Source organism: Roseobacter sp. S87, assembly GCF_055693285.1.
In genome coordinates, this window is record NZ_JBVFTR010000004.1 from 468,538 (window position 1) to 487,471 (window position 18,934).

15 protein-coding genes and 1 pseudogene are annotated in these 18,934 nt (G+C 62.5%); 11 read left to right on the plus strand and 5 right to left on the minus strand.

Annotated elements, in window-relative coordinates:
- Positions 1 to 5: 5 nt before the first annotated feature.
- From ACZ1HA_RS03140 to ACZ1HA_RS03150, 3 genes are all read right to left on the minus strand, one after another.
- Entirely contained in the window at positions 6 to 1,199 is a 1,194-nt protein-coding gene (locus ACZ1HA_RS03140) for an NAD(P)/FAD-dependent oxidoreductase (protein WP_472712836.1), read from the minus strand.
- Between the two features lie 70 nt (positions 1,200 to 1,269).
- The gene (locus tag ACZ1HA_RS03145) at positions 1,270 to 1,881 is read right to left on the minus strand and encodes a DsbA family protein (RefSeq protein ID WP_472712837.1); all 612 of its coding nucleotides are present in this window, start codon (positions 1,879 to 1,881) and stop codon (positions 1,270 to 1,272) included.
- A gap of 4 nt (positions 1,882 to 1,885) precedes the next feature.
- Entirely contained in the window at positions 1,886 to 2,905 is a 1,020-nt protein-coding gene (locus ACZ1HA_RS03150; RefSeq protein ID WP_472712838.1) for a phosphotransferase family protein, read from the minus strand.
- A 95-nt stretch (positions 2,906 to 3,000) separates the two neighbouring features.
- Here ACZ1HA_RS03150 and ACZ1HA_RS03155 point away from each other — a divergent pair, with 95 nt between their 5' ends.
- From ACZ1HA_RS03155 to ACZ1HA_RS03180, 6 genes are all read left to right on the plus strand, one after another.
- Positions 3,001 to 4,236 carry an acyl-CoA dehydrogenase family protein gene (locus tag ACZ1HA_RS03155; RefSeq protein ID WP_472712839.1) on the plus strand — a complete coding sequence of 412 codons (1,236 nt, stop codon included), beginning with the start codon at positions 3,001 to 3,003 and terminating at the stop codon, positions 4,234 to 4,236.
- Between the two features lie 66 nt (positions 4,237 to 4,302).
- Complete coding sequence (locus ACZ1HA_RS03160; RefSeq protein ID WP_436397568.1) at positions 4,303 to 4,845, plus strand: sigma-70 family RNA polymerase sigma factor; 543 nt, start codon at positions 4,303 to 4,305, stop codon at positions 4,843 to 4,845.
- Positions 4,842 to 5,558: an anti-sigma factor gene (locus tag ACZ1HA_RS03165; protein WP_472712840.1), complete on the plus strand. Its 717-nt coding sequence runs from the start codon at positions 4,842 to 4,844 to the stop codon at positions 5,556 to 5,558. The genes ACZ1HA_RS03160 and ACZ1HA_RS03165 overlap by 4 nt, the downstream gene beginning before the upstream one ends.
- A gap of 337 nt (positions 5,559 to 5,895) precedes the next feature.
- Entirely contained in the window at positions 5,896 to 6,882 is a 987-nt protein-coding gene (locus ACZ1HA_RS03170; protein ID WP_472715276.1) for a membrane dipeptidase, read from the plus strand.
- Positions 6,879 to 8,531: a hypothetical protein gene (locus tag ACZ1HA_RS03175; protein ID WP_472712841.1), complete on the plus strand. Its 1,653-nt coding sequence runs from the start codon at positions 6,879 to 6,881 to the stop codon at positions 8,529 to 8,531. Before ACZ1HA_RS03170 ends, ACZ1HA_RS03175 begins: the two co-directional genes overlap by 4 nt.
- Positions 8,528 to 9,019 carry a hypothetical protein gene (locus ACZ1HA_RS03180; RefSeq protein WP_472712842.1) on the plus strand — a complete coding sequence of 164 codons (492 nt, stop codon included), beginning with the start codon at positions 8,528 to 8,530 and terminating at the stop codon, positions 9,017 to 9,019. The genes ACZ1HA_RS03175 and ACZ1HA_RS03180 overlap by 4 nt, the downstream gene beginning before the upstream one ends.
- 2 nt (positions 9,020 to 9,021) lie before the next feature.
- Here ACZ1HA_RS03180 and truA read toward each other — a convergent pair whose 3' ends face one another.
- Positions 9,022 to 9,792, minus strand: a complete 771-nt coding sequence (truA, locus tag ACZ1HA_RS03185) for a tRNA pseudouridine(38-40) synthase TruA (protein ID WP_472712843.1) — start codon at positions 9,790 to 9,792, stop codon at positions 9,022 to 9,024.
- 112 nt (positions 9,793 to 9,904) lie between these two features.
- On the opposite strand from truA, the gene ACZ1HA_RS03190 reads away from it, so the two are divergent.
- The 5 genes and pseudogenes from ACZ1HA_RS03190 (at position 9,905) to ileS (ending at position 17,609) form a co-directional block, all read left to right on the plus strand.
- Entirely contained in the window at positions 9,905 to 11,320 is a 1,416-nt protein-coding gene (locus ACZ1HA_RS03190) for a YcjX family GTP-binding protein (protein ID WP_472712844.1), read from the plus strand.
- The gene (locus ACZ1HA_RS03195) at positions 11,317 to 11,766 is read left to right on the plus strand and encodes a GNAT family N-acetyltransferase (RefSeq protein ID WP_375228402.1); all 450 of its coding nucleotides are present in this window, start codon (positions 11,317 to 11,319) and stop codon (positions 11,764 to 11,766) included. Before ACZ1HA_RS03190 ends, ACZ1HA_RS03195 begins: the two co-directional genes overlap by 4 nt.
- On the plus strand, positions 11,766 to 12,767 hold the full coding sequence (locus ACZ1HA_RS03200; RefSeq protein WP_375228401.1) for a YcjF family protein: 1,002 nt from the start codon (positions 11,766 to 11,768) through the stop codon (positions 12,765 to 12,767). Before ACZ1HA_RS03195 ends, ACZ1HA_RS03200 begins: the two co-directional genes overlap by 1 nt.
- A gap of 31 nt (positions 12,768 to 12,798) precedes the next feature.
- Positions 12,799 to 14,415 (plus strand): FAD-dependent oxidoreductase, encoded by a 1,617-nt coding sequence (locus ACZ1HA_RS03205; protein WP_472712845.1) that lies wholly within the window; start codon positions 12,799 to 12,801, stop codon positions 14,413 to 14,415.
- A gap of 256 nt (positions 14,416 to 14,671) precedes the next feature.
- Positions 14,672 to 17,609, plus strand: a pseudogene (gene ileS, locus ACZ1HA_RS03210) (isoleucine--tRNA ligase).
- 33 nt (positions 17,610 to 17,642) lie between these two features.
- Here ileS and ACZ1HA_RS03215 read toward each other — a convergent pair.
- The gene (locus ACZ1HA_RS03215; RefSeq protein ID WP_472712846.1) at positions 17,643 to 18,833 is read right to left on the minus strand and encodes a hypothetical protein; all 1,191 of its coding nucleotides are present in this window, start codon (positions 18,831 to 18,833) and stop codon (positions 17,643 to 17,645) included.
- Positions 18,834 to 18,934 lie beyond the last annotated feature (101 nt).

An 18,934-nucleotide genomic window follows, 5' to 3' on the forward strand; every position in this document is an offset into this window, starting at 1 on the left:
TGTGGTCAGATGACCGCTTTTTCGGGGAACTTTTCCCCCGCAAGAATGCGGCCGGCCCCAAAGGCCGAAAGGTCAATGCTGCGGTAGCTGCCGTCAGTGATCAGCTCCGCCAGGCCGCGTCCGAGTGCCGGCGCCTGTTGCAGCCCGTGGCCGGAAAAGCCGTTGAGAAACATAAAGTTGCCGATCTCGGGCGAGGGGCCGACAATCGCGTTCTGATCCAGCGTGTTATAGTCGTAATGCCCGATCCACATGTTGATCACCCGGACGCGTTCGAAAGCAGGTACGCGGGTGGCGAGGATAGGCCAGAACTTTTCTTCCCACAGGCTGTGATCAGCTATGAAGTCGTCATGATCCACGGCGGGGTCATGATCGGCGTGCCCGCCCAGCATGTAATAGCGCCCGTCGGTGCGGAAATGTACGCCCGAGGGGTCAATGGTCAGCGGCAGATCGCGGTCGAGCGGTTCGGCGGCCTCGAGGATATAGGTATAGCGTTTGCGCGGCTCGACGGGGATGTGCAGCCCGGCCAGCGCGGCCACCTGCGCGCCGCGTGTGCCCGCGGCATTGACCAGCACGCCGCAGCCGATGGATGCGCCGGATTTCAGCGTGACGCTGTCGATGCGCCCGGCGTTTTTCACAATCCCCGTGACCTCGTCATGGATGTATTCCACGCCGTTGCGCGCGCCCATCCGGCGGAACCAGTCAAACATGGTGCCGCCGTCGAAATATCCTTCGTCCACGGCGTTGTGGTTGCCGGCGGTGATGTCATCCAACTGGTAGAAGGGCCATTTTTCCGCGATGTCTGCGCGGGAAAGGTGCTGAGTTGCAGCCCCGAGCCCGGCCTGAATTTTCTGGCTCTCCTGCAGAGTGGCGGCAAATTCCGGCGTGTCGGCGAGGTAGAGATAGCCGAAACTGTGCAGCGCAAGGTCGGGCACAGCCGGATCGCCGCCCAGGAAGTCGCGGAAATTGTGCACGAATTCCGCCCCGAACCGCGAGATGGCGATGTTCACGGGGTTGGAAAACTGCTGGCGGATGCAGCTGTTCGTATGGCTGGTGGCGGCAAACTCATAGGTCGGGTCGCGTTCGATGACGAGGATGCGGCCGTCAAAACCGGGCATCCGGCTGAGCCACCACGACATGGATGCGCCGTACATCGCGCCTCCGACGATCACTACGTCATAGTTGCTGTGCTGTGCCGACATCGCCCATATTCCCAGACCCTGCAGCGTTCAGGAACACCCGATTGCGGGGCGCGTCAAGCTTTGTGATGCCTCAGCGGGCAAAGGGCGCATCGAGCGCGCGTGCCACCAGTTCCAGCCGGTCCTGTCCGTAAAACATGTCGCCGTCGACGAAATAGGTGGGCGAGCCGAAGAGACCGGCAGCGATTGCGCTGCGGGTGTTTTCGGCGTGTTCGGCCTGAACTGTGTCTGACAAAGCCTCTGCCATCAGGGTATCGCCGGGCATACCACAGCCATTGGCGAGAGCGGTCAGCGTGGCGGGATCGGCCATGTCGGCATCGTCGCGCCAGTGCGCCTGGAGGATCGCGCTCGACAGGGCCCCTGCGTCCTCTCCTGCGCGCTGGGCCGCGATGATGATCCCGTTGCCCGGGGCCAGCGGGTTGTCGTGATGCACAGGCCTGCGCCCGATGATCGGCAGGTCGCGGTATTCGGCCCAGCGGGCGATTTCACGGCCAAAGAAATAAGCGCGGTGGGCCTTGCTGCGTTCCGCAAAAGGCTGGCTGCCCGCGGCCTGCATCACCGGATCCAGATCAAACGGGCGGTGCACGATCTGCGCGCCCTTTTCAGCCGCGATTTCTTCGAGCCGCCAGGCGCCGAAATAGGCGAAAACCGAATGGCAGCTGTAATAATAATCAATCGTTTTCATGCGCTTATACCTTTTCAGCCAGCGTGCGGGCATCGCGCGCCATCATTGCAATAATGGGCCGCCAGCGCTGGCTGTCCCCGGGGTTTGAGGCGTTGCCATCAAGGCCCCGCCGGTAAACTCCCTGCAGAATGGCCAGCAGGCGGAAGTACGAGAAGACGACGTAAAACGCCCAGTTGTCGGGGCGGTCCAGCCCACGCCGGTCACAATACCGTTCGACGTATTCATCCTCGTCCGGCAGGCCAGCAGCATGCCGGTCCACGCCGCCAAGACCGCGGAAGTCACCCTCGTAAGGCAGCCGCCAGTGCATGCACTGATACGCGAGGTCCGCCAGAGGGTGCCCCAGTGTGCTGAGTTCCCAGTCGAGCACGGCGGCGATCTCTTCGCGGTCGGGGTGAAAGATAATGTTATCAATCCGGTAGTCGCCATGCACGATGCTGTTTTCACCGTCATCTGCCACCATATGTTCGTCCAGCCACGCCATCAGCCAGTCCGCATCCGGCAGCGGATCGGTGGCGCTGTCACGGTACTGGCGCGACCAGCGCGTGACCTGACGCTCGAAATAATTGCCCGGCCTGCCATAATCACCAAGGCCGATGGCGGCTGGATCCACACGGTGCAGGCGGGCGAGTGTGCTGTTCATGGCGTCATAGATGCGCCGCCGCGCGCCGCGCTCCTGATCGGGCAGGGCCGGGTCCCAGAAAATCCGTCCCTCGACCAGTTCCATGACCATGAACTGTGTGCCCAGCGGGCTTTCATCGTCCGAGAGGTAAAAGACCTGCGGCACGGGCACGCCGGTGTCTGCCAGCGCCTGCATCACCCGGTGTTCGCGATCCACCGCATGGGCCGATTTCAGCAGTTTGCCCGGCGGTTTGGCGCGCAGTACATAGGCCTCTGAGCCGCTGCGGACCTGATAGGTCGGGTTTGACTGCCCATCCGCGAACTTGGTGATGTCATCGAGCGTGGTGAAGCCGTGCACGTTTTCCTGCAGGCTGCGTTCCAGTTCGGCGCGGTCAAAGCTGTGCATTCCGGTTTTCCCAAAGGCCCATGGACAAGTCCCTGCGATCTAAGCAAGTCTGGCAGCGCGGGGAAAGCCCCAACACGCGCGCGGGAGGATTTGCAGTGGATATGAACTTTGGCATGCGGCCGGAAAACCGCGCGTTGCTGGACCGGGTGGCGGAGATGATCCGTGATGAGGTGATGCCGCTGGAAGCGGAATATCAGGCCGAAGTCGGCAAAGGCGATCGCTGGGGCTATACCGACCGGCAGGCGGAAATCCTGGAAGGGCTGAAGGCCAGAGCGAAATCAGAGGGGCTCTGGAACTTCTGGCTGACCGATTCTGAGCGTGGGTTCGGGCTGAGCACGGTGGAATACGCCTATTTCGCCGAAGAGATGGGCAAGACGCCACTGGCGGCAGAGGTGTTCAACTGCTCAGCGCCAGATACCGGCAATATGGAAGTGTTCGAACGCTATGGCACGCCCGCGTTGAAAGAGCGCTGGCTTGCCCGGCTGCTGGAGGGGGAAATCCGGTCGGCTTACCTGATGACGGAGCCGGAGGTTGCAAGTTCGGACGCGACCAACATTGCCATGTCCTGCGTGCGGGACGGGGATGACTATGTCCTGAATGGCGAAAAATACTGGGCCAGCGGTGCGGGTGATCCCCGCTGTGCCGTGTACATCGTGATGGTGCGCACGGGGGACGCGGACGCACCGAAACACCAGCGCCATTCGATGATCGTGGTGGATGCAAAGACGCCGGGGATCGAAGTACTGCGCCCGATGCTGGTGTTTGGTCATGATGATGCGCCGCACGGGCACATGCATATCCGGTTCACGGATGTACGCGTGCCGGCGGTAGATATGCTGCTGGGTGAGGGGCGCGGGTTTGAGATCGCGCAGGGCCGCCTGGGGCCCGGGCGCATCCACCATTGCATGCGGTCGGTCGGCCAGGCGGAGGCCGCGCTGGAACTGATGTGCCGCCGGTCGCTGCAGAAGGAAGCCTTTGGCAAGCCACTGGTGCATCTGGGTGCCAATTTCGACATCATCGCCGAGGCCCGCATGGAGATCGAGATGGCCCGGCTGCTGTGTCTGAAGGCGGCATGGATGATGGATCAGGGCGATGCACGGGCCGCGGCCCCCTGGATCAGTCAGATCAAGGTGGTGGCCCCGCGCATGGCGCTCAAGGTGCTGGACGAGGCGATGCAGATGCACGGCGGGCAGGGGATCAGCCAGGATACACCGCTGGCGATGGCCTGGACCTGGCAGCGGGCGCTGCGCTTTGCCGATGGCCCGGATGCGGTGCACCGCAGGCAGGTCGCGCGTGCTGAGCTGCGTCGCTATACCCAGCAGAAGATCTGAGCGCGGGGACCGTTTGACAGCGCCGCATGGCGCAGCCTAAATGCCGCCTGTGCCGGGGGGACCGCGATGAACCGAAAAAAGATCGAAAAGCTGATCGCCAGGACCGCTTTACGCGACAAAACCGCGTTTGAGGCGCTCTATGATGCGACCAGTGCGAAACTTTTCGCTGTTTGTCTTCGTATCCTGAGTGACAAGGCCGCGGCCGAGGACGCGATGCAGGATGCCTACGTGAAGATCTGGAACAATGCCGGCCGGTACAAAGCGAACGGGCTGAGCCCGATGACGTGGCTGATCACCATTGCCCGGAACACCGCGATTGACCGGGTCCGTGCACGGCGCGCAGGGCATATGGATCTGGATGTGGTCGAGACGGTTCTTGCGGCCCCCGGGCCATCGCCCGAGCAGTCTGCGGTTGCCGCATCCGAAGCGAAGAAGCTGGTGAAATGCCTCGACGGGCTGGAGGAGAAACGCGGCGAGGCCGTGCGCGGGGCCTATATTGACGGGCAGAGCTATGCGGATCTGGCGGAACGTTTTGGCGTGCCGCTCAACACGATGCGGACCTGGCTGCGCCGCGGGCTTATCGCGCTGCGGGAGTGTATGTCGGCATGAGTGATACGCCTGAAACCCCCGATCCACAGGACGACATGGGCCCGCACCGCGAGGATCTGCAGTTTATTGCGGCCGAGTACGCGCTGGGTCTGACCCCGCCCGAAGATGCCGGTCTGGTACAGGAATCGCTGCGGTCTGACCCCGCGTTTATCGCGGCGGTTGCCCAGTGGCAGGAGCGGTTCGCGGTGCTGGTGGAGGACATCCACCCGGTAAAGCCGCCCCGGCGGGCCCGCAAACGCCTTAAGCACCGGCTCTTCGGAGCAGAGCGCCGGCCGCTGCTGCAGCGGGCGGGCACCTGGCAGCTGATCAGCTTTGCCGCACTGGCTGCCGCGGCGTGGATCAGCCTGAACGATCTGACCGTCGATAACAGACCGGACGTGCCGTCTTTTGCAGCCCAGCTGGAGAATGCCGACGAAGGGCTGACCATCCTGGCGGTCTATGACCCGTCGCGCGGGGGGATCGTGGTCAGCCGGACCGCCGGCGGTGCGCGGGACGGCCGGGTGCTGGAAATCTGGGCCATTGCAGAAGGAGAGGCACCGGTGTCGCTGGGCGTGCTGCCCGACGGCCTGCAGATCTGGGTGCAGATCCCCGATACACTGGCGCTGCAGGCGGCGTCGCTGACCCTGGCCATCTCTGACGAGCCTCCGGGCGGTTCACCGACTGGTGCGCCCACCGGTGAGGTGCTGGCATCGGCCGCTGTTTCCGAACTTTAAAAAAATTTCATCGCTTTGTGAAACTACCGGGCCGTTCGGGCGTTTCTTATATGACTGGGCGCGGAGGGGAGTCTGACGCTCAGGGTAGTGAGTACTGCGGTTAATGGTGACCGGGCAGGCGAAGTTTCGGCTTCTGCCTGCCCGGGAGCTTCAAAGCGTGCGTTTTGTGGCTTTTTGTTAAGTACCGGCATTATTTCGGGAAAATTTGATCACTGGTAGTGCGCTTTGTGAAAGCGTTCTGTCGGTGGCAACAGCCGAAGTGCGTCGCAAAAACGCGGTTTTCCCGTGCGGGTGTGTCGTTTTTTGAATTGAGATCGTTCGGGATTGGCCGCACAGTCTGCACATGCGTGCGCCCTTTATCGATAACCTCCAGTATGCCCGGTTCTCACCTGAGATTTTTGCTCAGATGCGGGCAGGCGGCGTGGACGCTGTTCATGTCACCATCGCCTATCACGAAAGTTTCCGGGAGATGGTGCTGAACCTTGAGCAGTGGAACCGCTGGTTCGAGGCGCATCCGGATCTGATTTTTAAGGGCACAACTGCAGCCGATGTCGTCCTGGCGCAGGAGACGGGCCGCACCGCGATCTTTTTCGGGTTCCAGAACCCCAGCCCCATTGAGGACGACATCGGGCTGGTGGAAATCTGCCACCAGCTGGGCGTGCGGTTCATGCAGCTCACCTATAACAATCAGTCCCTGCTGGCGACCGGGTGCTACGAGGATGACGACACCGGCCTGACCCGCATGGGTAAACAGGTCGTGCGGGAAATGAACCGCGTGGGCATGGTGGTGGACATGTCGCATTCTGCCGAACGGTCCACGCTGGAAGCCATTGAGCATTCGACCCGGCCCATCGCGATCACGCATGCCAATCCGCACTGGTGGCATGCAGCGCTGCGCAACAAATCGGACAGGGTGCTGCGGGCACTGACAGAGGCGGGCGGAATGCTCGGGTTTTCCGTTTATCCGCACCATCTGGCAGGCGGGACGGACTGCACGCTGGAGAGTTTCTGCGGCATGGTGGCCCAGGCGGCGGACCGTTATGGCGCGCAGCATCTGGGGATCGGCACGGACCTCTGCCAGGATCAGCCGGACAGTATCGTGGAATGGATGCGCGTCGGGCGCTGGTCCAAAGTGATTGACTATGGCGAAGGCTCGGCGAGCAACGCGGGTTTTCCGCCGATGCCGGACTGGTTCGCGGACAACCGTGATTTTGACAATATTCGCAAGGGTTTGCTTGCAGCTGGTCTGTCAGACGCTGACGTTGACGGGATCATGGGCGCCAACTGGCACCGCTTTTACGACGCAGGCTTCGGGCCCGCATGAGGGACTTCCTGGATATCCCGCAGGCGCCACTCAGGCCGCCCGGAACGGTGATGCGCCTGAGCCGCATGGGCTCGATGTTCCCCACACGTTTGTCTTTCCTGCGCACGCTGATCCGCCGGCTGTCTGATGAACAGGCTCAGCTTACGCGACCGGTCTGGAATATCTCCGGCCAGGGGTTCGGGCATGCGGTCTATTCTGTTGATCTTGGCGGCCACACCTATTCGCTGGTGGCGGTTTCCAGTGACCTGCCGCCGGAACAACGCACGGACAGGGTTATCGCAACGGCCTGGGACACAGCCTATGTGCTTTATGACGGGGTGCCGGATGCGGACGAAATTGCCCGGATCTGTGCGGCCGCTCCGAAACAGGAAGCCGCACGGTTCACAGAACGGGACCTGGTGCTGAGCCGGGCCAATAAATCCGTACGGCTCTTTGCCCATGTGGTGGAGCGCCTGAAGGCAGGCGAACAGCCGGACGAGGCGCTGGTGCGGGACACCGGCTATCTGATGCGCACGACGGCTGTTTACGGAAACGGGAAATTCGGAATCGCCGACCGCGGGCTCTATGACAGCCGTCCTGGTCTGGGCGGTCCGTTCATGGCGGAGATGCTGACGGTCTGGATGATCCGTCAGTTTACCCATGATCTGGTTGAGCACATGGGCGGCGCGCCGCTTGACCGGCGGTTACGGCGGCACCTGGGGATCGGCAATTCCACAGGGCTGGGCATGGCACCGTTTCTGGTCAACCATCCGGTGTTGCTGAACAACTGGATGATCGCGCGGGAAACCGCGCTGGCGCGCGTGAGGGCGGTCAAGGATCCCGCCACCGGGGTGCGGGCGCGCCTGTGTGATCTGGCCGCGCGGGCGGGGCGGCATCTGGCGGAATGGCATGTGCCGGACGCGGATCATCAGAGCCGCATCGACCGGTTGCGGCAGGACTTGAACGGCCTGCAGGACCGCTTTGTGCAGGAGGCGCAGACAGCTGAGGCACCCGCTGCTGCTTTGCTGGAACTGACGTCGGAGGGATCAGAAGACCTGCAGGAACTGATGGTGGCTCTGGTCATTGAGCCTTTCGGCGATCTGGTTGACGGGCTGGCCGATTGTATGAGCGATCCCTTCGGTGCGATGGTTGTGCCATTCCGCGGGACGGCAGAACTGCGCGCGGCGATCGACCGCGATTTCGGCTGGGCGCTGGGGGTGGATTACAGAGCGCGTCCGCAGTGCGGGCAGTTCTGGTATGTAAGTGCGTCCAAGCAGGAACCCCGGCTGGGGCTGCGGTTTGAAGAGCAGGGAGCGGAGCTGGAGAGTCCGCTGGATATTGCAAGACGTATCAATGCATTGCGCGATGATCTTAATGTGATAGATGAACCTCTTCCCGCCTTTCTGGAACGCTTTCCCGAACACGCGCTGGCGGCGATGCGCGTATCGCTCAGGAGCCGGTATCCTTATGCAGAGATACACGACAATCTGATTGCAGAGACCTGTCTGCCGATAGACATGCTGCGGTGCAAACTGTCGTTCTTCGGCGCGTCGAAGTTTGACCCGAAGTCCGACCGCTGGACCCGGATCACATTGTGTCAGGGCGCACCGCTGGCGGATGAACTGGGGCCGCAGGCAGACGACTGGTGGCTGCCGGTGTACGGCGGATGAGCTGGTCCGCGACAGAAGTCAGTGCCCTCGCCGCAAAAGCGGCCCGGGGTGCGGGTGCGCCGCCGGACCAGGCCGCGCGTTTCGGGACCGCCGCAGCTTTTCACCTGATGATCGGCAACGCGCCGCAGGATCTTCGGCTGGCGCTGCAGGCGCTGCCGGATGGGGGTCCGGTGATGCGCTTGCCGGTCGTGCTCGATGAGGCAGTGAGCGAAGGCGGGCGCGTTTTTGAGATGCTGCCGCCCGACGCCCTGGTCAGGGCCTATGTCGCGGTGCTGCCCTTTGCTGCGACGCTTGCTGCGGAGGACAATGACCACTGGCGGGTCAGCGTCAATGTCACAAAGCCTGCCCCGAAAATTGAACCGTTGCGGATCACCGGCTGCGCCGATCTGATTGACGAAATGACCGGTCTGGCGGCACGCACCTTTGTGCCGGAGAGTGCCGCATCGCGGGCAGCAGGTGCCGGAGCCGGGCTGACCGACAACGACTGAGTTCAGCTGCTGAACGGGTCCTGCGGGTAGGTTACGTGGCGCAGATACAGGCCTTCGGGTGGGCTGACCGGCCCGCAGGCGGCGCGGTCGCAGGCCGCCAGTGCTGTGCGCACGTCGTCCGGTTCCCAGGCACCACTGCCCACCCGTTCCAGCGTGCCCACAAAGCTGCGGACCTGATTGTGCAGGAAAGACCGCGCGCGCACATCGAAATGCACCTCAGGCCCGGCGGGGGTATCGACCTCTGTGATGTCCAGCCGGTCCAGCGTTTTCACCGGGCTGTCCGCCTGGCAGATGCTGGAGCGGAAGGTCGTGAAATCATGCCTGCCGGTCAGGTGATCCGCACCTGCCTGCATGGCACTGACATCAAGTGTGTTTCTGACCTGCCAGACGAGGCCCGCCTGATGGGTTGCGGGTGCCCGGCGCATCAGAATCCGAAAGAGGTACCGGCGCCCGGTCGCCGAAAAGCGCGCGTGCCAGTCGTCCGGCACTGCGGCACAGTCCACAATTGCGACGGGCGCGGGTTTCAGGTGGTAGTTCAGTGCTTCAGAGAGGCGGAACGGGTCCCAGTCCCGTGCCATATCGCAATGCGCCACCTGACCCAGAGCATGTACGCCTGCATCCGTCCGGCCGGCGGCCGCGATGGTAAAGGGGCCTGGTTCGACGCGCGCGAGGGCGGTCTCTATCGCTTCCTGAACCGTGGCGGGGCCTTTCTGGCGCTGCCATCCGGCAAAGGGTTTGCCATGATATTCGATTTTCAGCGCATAGCGGGGCATGGCGTGGCCCCTAACGTGCTGTGATGCGCAGGTCAAATGGCTTTGCGGGCTGGCGCGGCACCGGCGGGGGGCCTATGTAGGGGGCAGTCAGAAAAGCAGGGGCAGTCGGGCTTTGGTCATCTCCACACTCGCCGATACGGTTCTGCGCCAGGTCGAGACGGTGCAGGATACGGTCAGCGAAACGCTGTTTGAGCCGGTTGTGCGGATCGGCGTGACGGGGCTCGCGCGGGCGGGTAAGACGGTTTTCATCACGTCGCTGGTCGCAAATCTGCTGGAACGCGGGCGGATGCCACACCTTGTGGCGGCGGCTGAGGGCCGGGTGGAGGCTGCCTTTCTGCAACCCCAGCCCGATGATACGGTGCCGCGCTTTGAGTATGAGACCCATCTGAGCAATCTGACCGCGCGCGAGCCGCGCTGGCCGGACAGTACGCGCGCGGTCTCAGAACTGCGTCTGTCTCTGCGGGTGCGGCGCGGGGGGCTGCTGGCAGGGCTGCAGGGCGCGCGGACGCTGCATGTGGATATCGTGGATTATCCGGGCGAATGGCTGCTGGATCTTGCGCTGCTGGACAAGAGTTATATGGAATGGTCGGAGGGCGTGCTGGCCCGGATGCAGACGCGCCCCGCGAATGAGGTGTGGTCCGGGCTGCTTTCGGACACTGACCCGGATGCGCCACTGGAGGAGGCCCGGGCCCAGGCGCTGGCGGCGGCCTTTACCGACAGCCTGAATGCCGCGCGGGATGCTGGTTTTTATGACTGCACGCCGGGGCGGTTCCTGCTGCCTGGCGATCTTGCGGGCTCGCCTGTGCTGACCTTTGCCCCATTGCCCGGGAGCGGAGCTGGCCCGCGTGGATCGCTGCGCCGCGAGATGGCACGCCGGTTTGAGGCCTACAAAAAATCAGTCGTGCGCCCGTTTTTCCAGGAACATTTTGCGCGGATCGACCGCCAGGTGGTTCTGGTGGATGCCCTCGGCGCCATTCACCGCGGGCCACAGGCGGTAGAGGATATGCGCGGCGCTATGGCAGATATCCTGGACGCATTCCGGCCCGGGCGGAACGCCTTTCTGACACGCCTTTTCCAAGGGCGGCGGGTGGAAAAGATCCTGTTCGCCGCCACCAAGGCCGATCACCTGCATCACAGCCAGCACGGGCGGCTCACAGGGATCATGCAGGCGCTGGTGCGGGATGCCTCCGACCGGGCGCGGTTTGCGGGGGCCTCGACCGAAGCGATGGCCCTTGCCGCGCTCAGGGCTACTACAGAGGACACGATGACCCACGACGGCGAAGAGATCGGGGTCGTGCGCGGGCGCCTGCTGGAAACAGGCAAACTGGCAGCCTTTTACCCCGGCGCGCTGCCGGAGGATCCGGGTCAGTTGCTGAACCCGGCGCGCGACGGCGCGGAAAAATGGCTTGATGCGGATTATCGTGTGATGAATTTCGCACCCCAGCCGTTAACTTTGCGCTCTGCCGGCGGGCCACCGCATATCCGGCTTGATCACGCGGCCCAATTCCTTTTAGGGGATAGGCTATGACTGAGCTGATTATTACGGATGCACGCTCGCTTGATGCGGGTGCCATCGGGGACATTCTGTCAAAGACCAATGACCAGATGCCCTGGCTGCCACGGGTGCATTCCGCGGCGGAGGAAATCCGTTACGCCGGTGATATGATTGAAGCAGGCTGGGTCCGGGTGGCCAAAACGGATGGCCGCCTTGTTGGGTTTATCGCGCGCTGGGAGTCGGATGTGCATGCGCTCTATGTCCTGCCCGAGGCGCAGGACAATGGTGTCGGCACCGCGCTGATCGAAGACGCGAAGACAGCCTGTGACCACCTGAGCCTGTGGAGTTACGTGGCCAATACCGGGGCCACGCGGTTTTACGGGCTGCGCGGTTTCATACAGACCGATCAGACGGATGGCAGCACAAACGATGCGGGCCTGCCGGATATACGGTTTGAGTGGACGCGGGCCAAAAGCTGATGGCACGCGGTCCTGTCCTGATCGATCTGGAAGACGAACAGGCTGCAGGTTCGGTCGCTGATGCGCCGCCGGTTCCCGATGTAGCGGGTGCTTTGCCACAGGGACAGGCGATGCAGGCCGCGACCCGGATCGCGGCGCGTCGCCCCTCGCGGCTGGGGCGCTGGTTTCTGGGGCTTGCTGCGGCGCTGGTCGGCGCATTTGCATCGCTGGCGGCATGGGATGTGGTCACGGGGCTCATCGAACGGAATGTCATTCTGGGCTGGGGGCTGGCCGGGCTGGCCGGCGCTTTCCTGCTGGTTCTGGTTCTGCTGGCGCTGCGCGAGCTTGCCGCGATTGGTCGTCTGGGCCGTATCGACGGGCTGCGCCGCGCGGCGGACACGGCGCTGGCGGAAGCGGATCTGACGGCAGCGCGCCGTGTCACAGGGCAGCTTGTGGGGCTCTACCGTGGGCGTGAAGAGACGCGCTGGGGCCGTGAGCGGTTTGCTGATCTGGAAAAAGACCAGATGGATGCGGGCGCTCTGCTGAGCCTTGCAGAAGCTGAATTGCTGCAGCCGCTGGATGCGATGGCGTCGCGTGAAGTCGAAGCAGCGGCGCGCCAGGTGGCCACGGTGACAGCGCTCGTGCCGCTGGCCCTGGCAGATGTGGCGGCGGCTCTGACGGCCAACCTGCGTATGATCCGGCGCATTGCGGAAATTTACGGTGGCCGTGCCGGGGTGCTGGGTAGCTGGCGGCTGGCCCGCGCAGTGACAGCCCATCTGGTCGCCACGGGTGCCGTTGCGGTGGGTGATGACATGCTGGAATCCGTGCTGGGCGGTTCGCTGCTGGGCAAGCTGTCGCGCCGTTTCGGCGAGGGGGTCGTGAACGGTGCGCTGACCGCACGGGTTGGCGTTGCCGCGATGGAGGTTTGCCGCCCGTTGCCATTTGGCACTGGAAAGCGGCCGAAAGTGCGCAATATCATCAGAAACAGTCTGAGTGGTCTTTTCGGGTCTGACCGGGCCTGAGCGACACGCTCTGCCCGGGTGAGGATTGCCGATGGAAAGTTTTGCCGCTGATCTTGCAACAATGGTGCGCAGGCCGCTGGAGCCCGCGCATGTGGCGCTGATGCGACGGGTCGGAAAGACGCTGAAGTTCCGCGCGGGTGAGATCGTGCAGGAGCCTGCCCGTGCCACCGAGCTCTTTCATTATGTGATTTCCGGTGAGGTGGAGGCGATCAGCCCGCGCACGATGGAACGTATCGGGGCGGCCACGCTGGGACCGGGTCAGTTTTTTGGTGAACTGCAGTTTCTGTCGGGCGGTGTGGCGCTGGCGGGTGCGCGTGCGGTGGTGGACAGTGAGCTTCTGTGTGTGCCGCGCGCCGAGATGCTGCAGCTGATGTCTGATGTGCCGGAGATGAGCGACATTATCGTGACGGTGCTGGCCGCGCGGCGTCAGCGAGCGCTGCGGGAATCGGATGGGGCGCTGACGCTGATCGGGCCGGAGATCAGCCGCGATATCCGGCAGGTGGCGGGGTTTGCAGCCCGCAACCGGATCCCATACCGCGAGATTTCAGCGGATTCTGAAGAGGCCATGGCGCTGGCCGCGCAATGTGGGATCGACCGCGCGCACCCGGGTGTTCTGTTTGGCAAAGAGCAGAAAATTGATCCGCCAACTCCTCGCGCGGTGGCCGAAGCGCTGGGGCTTGATCTGAAGCTGGGCGATGCGGGCACCTTCGATGTGCTGATCGTTGGTGGGGGGCCGGCGGGCGTTGCCGCGGCCGTTTACGCCGGTGCGGAGGGGCTGCGCGCACTGGTGCTGGAAGATCTGGCAATCGGGGGGCAGGCGGGGACATCGAGCCGGATTGAAAACTATATGGGATTTCCCACCGGGATTTCGGGTGGCGATCTGGTCGGGCGCGGTGAGGTTCAGGCGATGAAATTCGGCACGCGTTTTTCAGTGCCGCGCCGCGTTGAGAAACTGCGTCAGTGCGAAGAGAAGTCTTTCCACGTCACGCTTGATGATGGTCAGGAGGTTTCTGCTAAGGCGCTTATTGTGGCAACGGGGGTGCAGTACCGTCGGATGCCGCTCGACGGGCTGGAGCGGCTGGAGAATGCCGGTGTCTATTATGCCGCGACAGAGGTCGAGGCGCGCTGGTGCCGCGACAGTGAGGTCGCGGTAATCGGTGGCGGCAATTCGGCCGGGCAGGCAGCGATGTTTCTGGCGCGCACCACCCGGCATGTGCATGTGCTGGTGCGCGGCGCGGGACTGGCCAGTTCGATGTCGGATTACCTGCTGCAGCGGCTGGAAACACACCCGCGGATCACCGTGCATACCCGGACAGAAGTCTGCGCGTTGCACGGAGAGGGGCAGCTGGAAAGCATAACCATCCATGACAAGGCCTCGGGGCAGGACTGGGACCTGCGCACGTCCTCGCTGTTTGTGATGGTGGGGGCAGCGCCGAACACCGGGTGGTTATCCGGGCTGGTCACACTGGATGACCGGGGGTTTGTGTGCACCGGTGCAGAGTGTGGGGGGCGGTCGCAGTATGAGACATCGCTGCCTGGTGTGTTTGCGGTTGGCGACGTGCGGTCGGGGTCGGTCAAGCGGGTGGCGTCGGCCGTTGGCGAGGGGTCGGTTGTGATGGCAGAAGTCTGGGCGCATGTGAACGGATGAGGGGGCGCTGCCCCCGGTGCGTGCCGCACCTCCCCCGGGATATTTCCGGCCAGAAGAAACCATCGCCTGCGGGCCGGTCAGGGCCTTGCCCGCGGCTGAGGGGCTGCGTATAAGGCGCGCATGATGCATGCTCCCGTGATCATTATACGAATTACATCCCCGGCGCTCTGATCCATGAGACGCCGGGCCAAGGTGTCTGAGTTTCCCGCACCGACTGCTTTTCCCATTGATGATCTCTGACTGAAGGACGCCCGAAATGTGCGCCGACACACCGCAAACCCCTGACTATAAATCCACACTGAACCTGCCGCGCACTGAGTTTCCGATGCGTGCGGGTCTGCCGAAACGCGAGCCTGGCTGGCTGGAACGCTGGCAGGAGATCGGTGTTTATGACCGTCTGCGCGAAAAACAGGGTCGTGCACCTTTTACGCTGCACGACGGCCCGCCCTATGCCAACGGGCATCTGCACATCGGGCACGCGCTGAACAAGACCATCAAGGATATGATTGTGCGGTCGCATCAGATGATGGGATTTGATGCGCGTTATATCCCCGGCTGGGACTGTCATGGTCTGCCCATCGAGTGGAAGATCGAGGAACAGTACCGCAAGAAGGGCAAGAACAAGGACGAAGTGCCGATCAACGAATTCCGCGCTGAATGCCGTCAGTTCGCGGCTGGCTGGGTTGATGTGCAGCGCGAGGAGTTCAAACGCCTTGGTGTGACAGGCAACTGGGCTGAGCCCTATCTGACGATGGATTTCCATGCCGAGCGTGTGATTGCCGAGGAGTTCATGAAGTTCCTGATGAACGGCACGCTTTATCAGGGCTCAAAGCCCGTGATGTGGTCGCCGGTCGAGCAGACGGCGCTGGCCGAGGCAGAGGTCGAGTATCACGACAAGGAAAGCTTCACGATCTGGGTGAAATTCCCGGTTGCTGAGGGTGGAACTGGTAAGGTCGGACTGGATAAACCGCGGGATATCCGCATTGACAATGCGTTCGTTGTGATCTGGACGACCACCCCTTGGACGATCCCGTCCAACAAGGCGGTGGTCTACGGCGAAGGCATTTCATACGGGCTTTATGAGGTGACGGATACACCCGAAGAATGCTGGGTCAGTGCGGGCGAATACTACATCGTAGCCGACAAGCTGGCTGACGCGGTTTTCCAGAAAGCGCGCCTTGAAGAAGGTATGTACCGGCGGGTTCTCGATGTTCCTACTGATGTGCTGGCCACAATCAGTCTGCGCCATCCGCTTTCCGGTGTGGAAGGGGGATGCCGAATGGGATCAGGTCAGGGATTTCCGCGCCGCTGAGTTCGTCTCGGACGAAGAAGGCACGGGCTTTGTGCATTGCGCCCCGTCTCACGGTATGGAGGAATATGAGCTCTACCGCGATCTGGGAATGCTGGAAGAGGTCATCACCTACAACGTGACCGATGACGGCAAGTTCCGTGACAGTCTGCCGCTTTTCGGTGGTAACTATATCCTCAGCCGCAAAGGCGGCGAGGGGACAGCGAACAAGGTTGTGATCGACAAGCTGGCGGAGGTGGGCGGCCTGCTTGCACGCGGCAAGATCAAACACTCCTATCCGCATTCCTGGCGCTCAAAGGCACCGGTGATCTACCGCAACACCCCGCAGTGGTTTGCCGCCATCGACCGGGATCTCACGATCGGGGAAGATACTTTCACGATCCGGTCGCGTGCGCTGCGCGAGATCGACCGGGTAAACTGGACACCGCAGTCGGGGCGTAACCGTCTGCATTCCATGATGGAAGCTCGGCCGGACTGGGTGCTCTCGCGCCAGCGCGCCTGGGGTGTACCGCTGACCTGCTTCACAAAGAATGGCGTGCTGCCGACCGACCCGGATTATCTGCTGCGCAATGAAGAGGTCAACCAGCGGATCATTGACGCCTTTGAAGCCGAGGGTGCGGATGCATGGTACGAAGAGGGTGCCAAAGAGCGCTTTCTGGGCGGTATCGTGAACCCGGATGAATATACCCAGGTGATGGACATTCTGGACGTATGGTTCGACAGCGGGTCGACGCATGCCTTCACGCTGCGAGACCGTAACGACGGCACCGATGACGGTATCGCGGATGTGTACATGGAAGGCACCGACCAGCACCGCGGCTGGTTCCATTCCTCGCTGCTGCAGTCTGTGGGAACGACGGGGCGTGCGCCTTACCGTAACGTGGTTACGCATGGTTTCACGCTGGATGAGAAGGGCATGAAGATGTCCAAATCTCTGGGCAATACCATCGTGCCTGAGAAGGTCGTACAGCAGTATGGTGCGGATATCCTGCGACTTTGGGTGGCGCAGACGGATTACACGCTGGACCAGCGGATTGGCCCGGAAATCCTGAAAGGGGTGGCTGACGGGTATCGCCGGCTGCGCAACACGATGCGCTATATGCTTGGATCGCTTGCCGATTTCACAGACGCCGATCGTGTTGAACCTGCGGACATGCCGGAGCTGGAACAATGGGTGCTGCACCTCCTGGCCGAGCTGGATAAGACCGTGCGGGACGGCTATGCGCGGTTTGATTTCCAGGGCGTCTGGCAGGCGGTCTTTACCTTTGCCACGGTGGATCTGTCGGCTTTCTATTTCGATGTGCGCAAAGACGCGCTCTATTGCGACGGGGATACTGTTCAGCGGCGTGCCGCACGTACCGTGCTGGACCTGCTGTTCCACCGCCTGACGACCTGGCTGGCACCCATTATGGTGTTCACGATGGAGGAAGTCTGGCTGGAGCGGTTTCCGGGCGATCAGAGTTCGGTGCATCTTGTTGATTTCCCTGAGACGCCGGAGGCATGGCGGAATGAGGCTCTGGCGCAGAAATGGGCCGGTATCCGGGCTGCCCGCCGGGTCGTGACCGCGGCGCTGGAGATCGAGCGGACCAACAAGGTCATCGGCGCATCGCTGGAGGCGGCACCGACGGTTTATGTCGCGGACGAGGGCCTGCGGGACGCGCTCAGTGCGCTGCCGTTTGAGGACATCTGCATCACGTCGCAGATCACAGTCAGCGGTGATGAGGCTCCGGAGGACGCCTTTACACTGCCGGAAGTGACCGGGGTGGCCGTGGTCTTTGCGCCTGCAAAGGGCGGAAAATGCGCGCGCTGCTGGAAGGTGCTGCCGGATGTTGGCACCCATGCCCACGAAGGTGTCTGCGGCCGCTGCGATACGGCAGTCAGCTGAACGGACTGGGGAGAGGCGCGTCCTGCGTCTCCTTCAGGTCACTTTGTAGATGTCCTTGCGGTAGTTGTATGTTTCCTCCCGTGCCGCTTCTTCGCGTTCAGCGGTACGGGTTCCCTGTGCATCGCGGGCGTGCTCTGATGGGTCCTTTGGGATGTATTCGTCGTCGAATCTGGCGTGTTTCATCCCGGTAAGCGTCCGCTGCAACTTCTTAAGTGCCGCTGTCCTCGCTTCGTCCCATTTGGTCACTGACTTGTCAAAGGATACAGTCCCGAGCGCGGAATGGCCGCGGGCTGCCACGGGGATACGTTCGATTCCGCGGTTCGCATCCATGCGGCCGACTTCTGCCTTGCCCAGAATGTGTTTGTTCAGCTTTGTGGTGGGATCTGCGGTGGCGTCCTTGATCGTGTCGGCAATATCCTCCCTTTTGATCGCCTCATCCTCTTTGTCCACGCGCACGCTGATGTCGATCTCGCGCCGCGCACGCGTCGCAAAGGCCAGCTCAACCGGTTCCTCAAAACCCGTGCCCCAGTCCTTCTCGGCCTGGTCGGGCCAGCAGACAACGTTCAGCATATTGTCTTCACCGCCCCATTCGCGCTTGATCAGATGCGCACCTGTCCAGTCCTTGGTACCGGTCACCTGTTTGGTCAGGGCCGATTCCGGTGTATTTTTCCGACCGCGGTCTGAGGCGACGCGCAGCCCTTTGACATGCGCCCCTGCAACCCAAAGCTTGGCGACATTATAGGGTTGTTCCTCTGGCTTTTTCCCCGGTTCGCGTGTGCCGCTGTCGGTATCCGCGTATTGTGCCGGCGCGTTGCTGACCTGTTGCTCCAGCTCCTGTTTTTTCACGGCGAATTCGGGTGCGCGGCTCAGGTCTTTTCTGGCATTGTCCCACTTTTCGCTCTTTGCCTGCTGTTCAATGATCGGGTCGAGCGGAAACTGATTGCGCAGCGTGTTCAGCATCGTTTTGCGCGCGTTGTCCGCCGAAATCAGGGAATAATGGGTCTCAAGCGGCAGATCGCGAGTGACGGAATAGGCGGCACGCTGTACAACGCCTGGTTCACGGGAATTCCCGCGCCGTTTCACTGTTTCAAGTCGTTGCACCACGGGGCTGACCTGTGCCGCCGCAGCGAGTTGTGCCAGGCGTGACCCCCGGGCGTGTCGCGCAGCCGCGCCAACCGGTTGGACTTTCACGGGAAGCTCAGCAGTTTTTTTCAGGTGCGTCACAGCGGTGGTCCTGTATCCTTCAAGCACCACCATAACACGAAAGTCGGTTTCCGCTACATCTCCTAGTACGCGGGTACTGGTTAAAGGCCTTGGGCACGGAC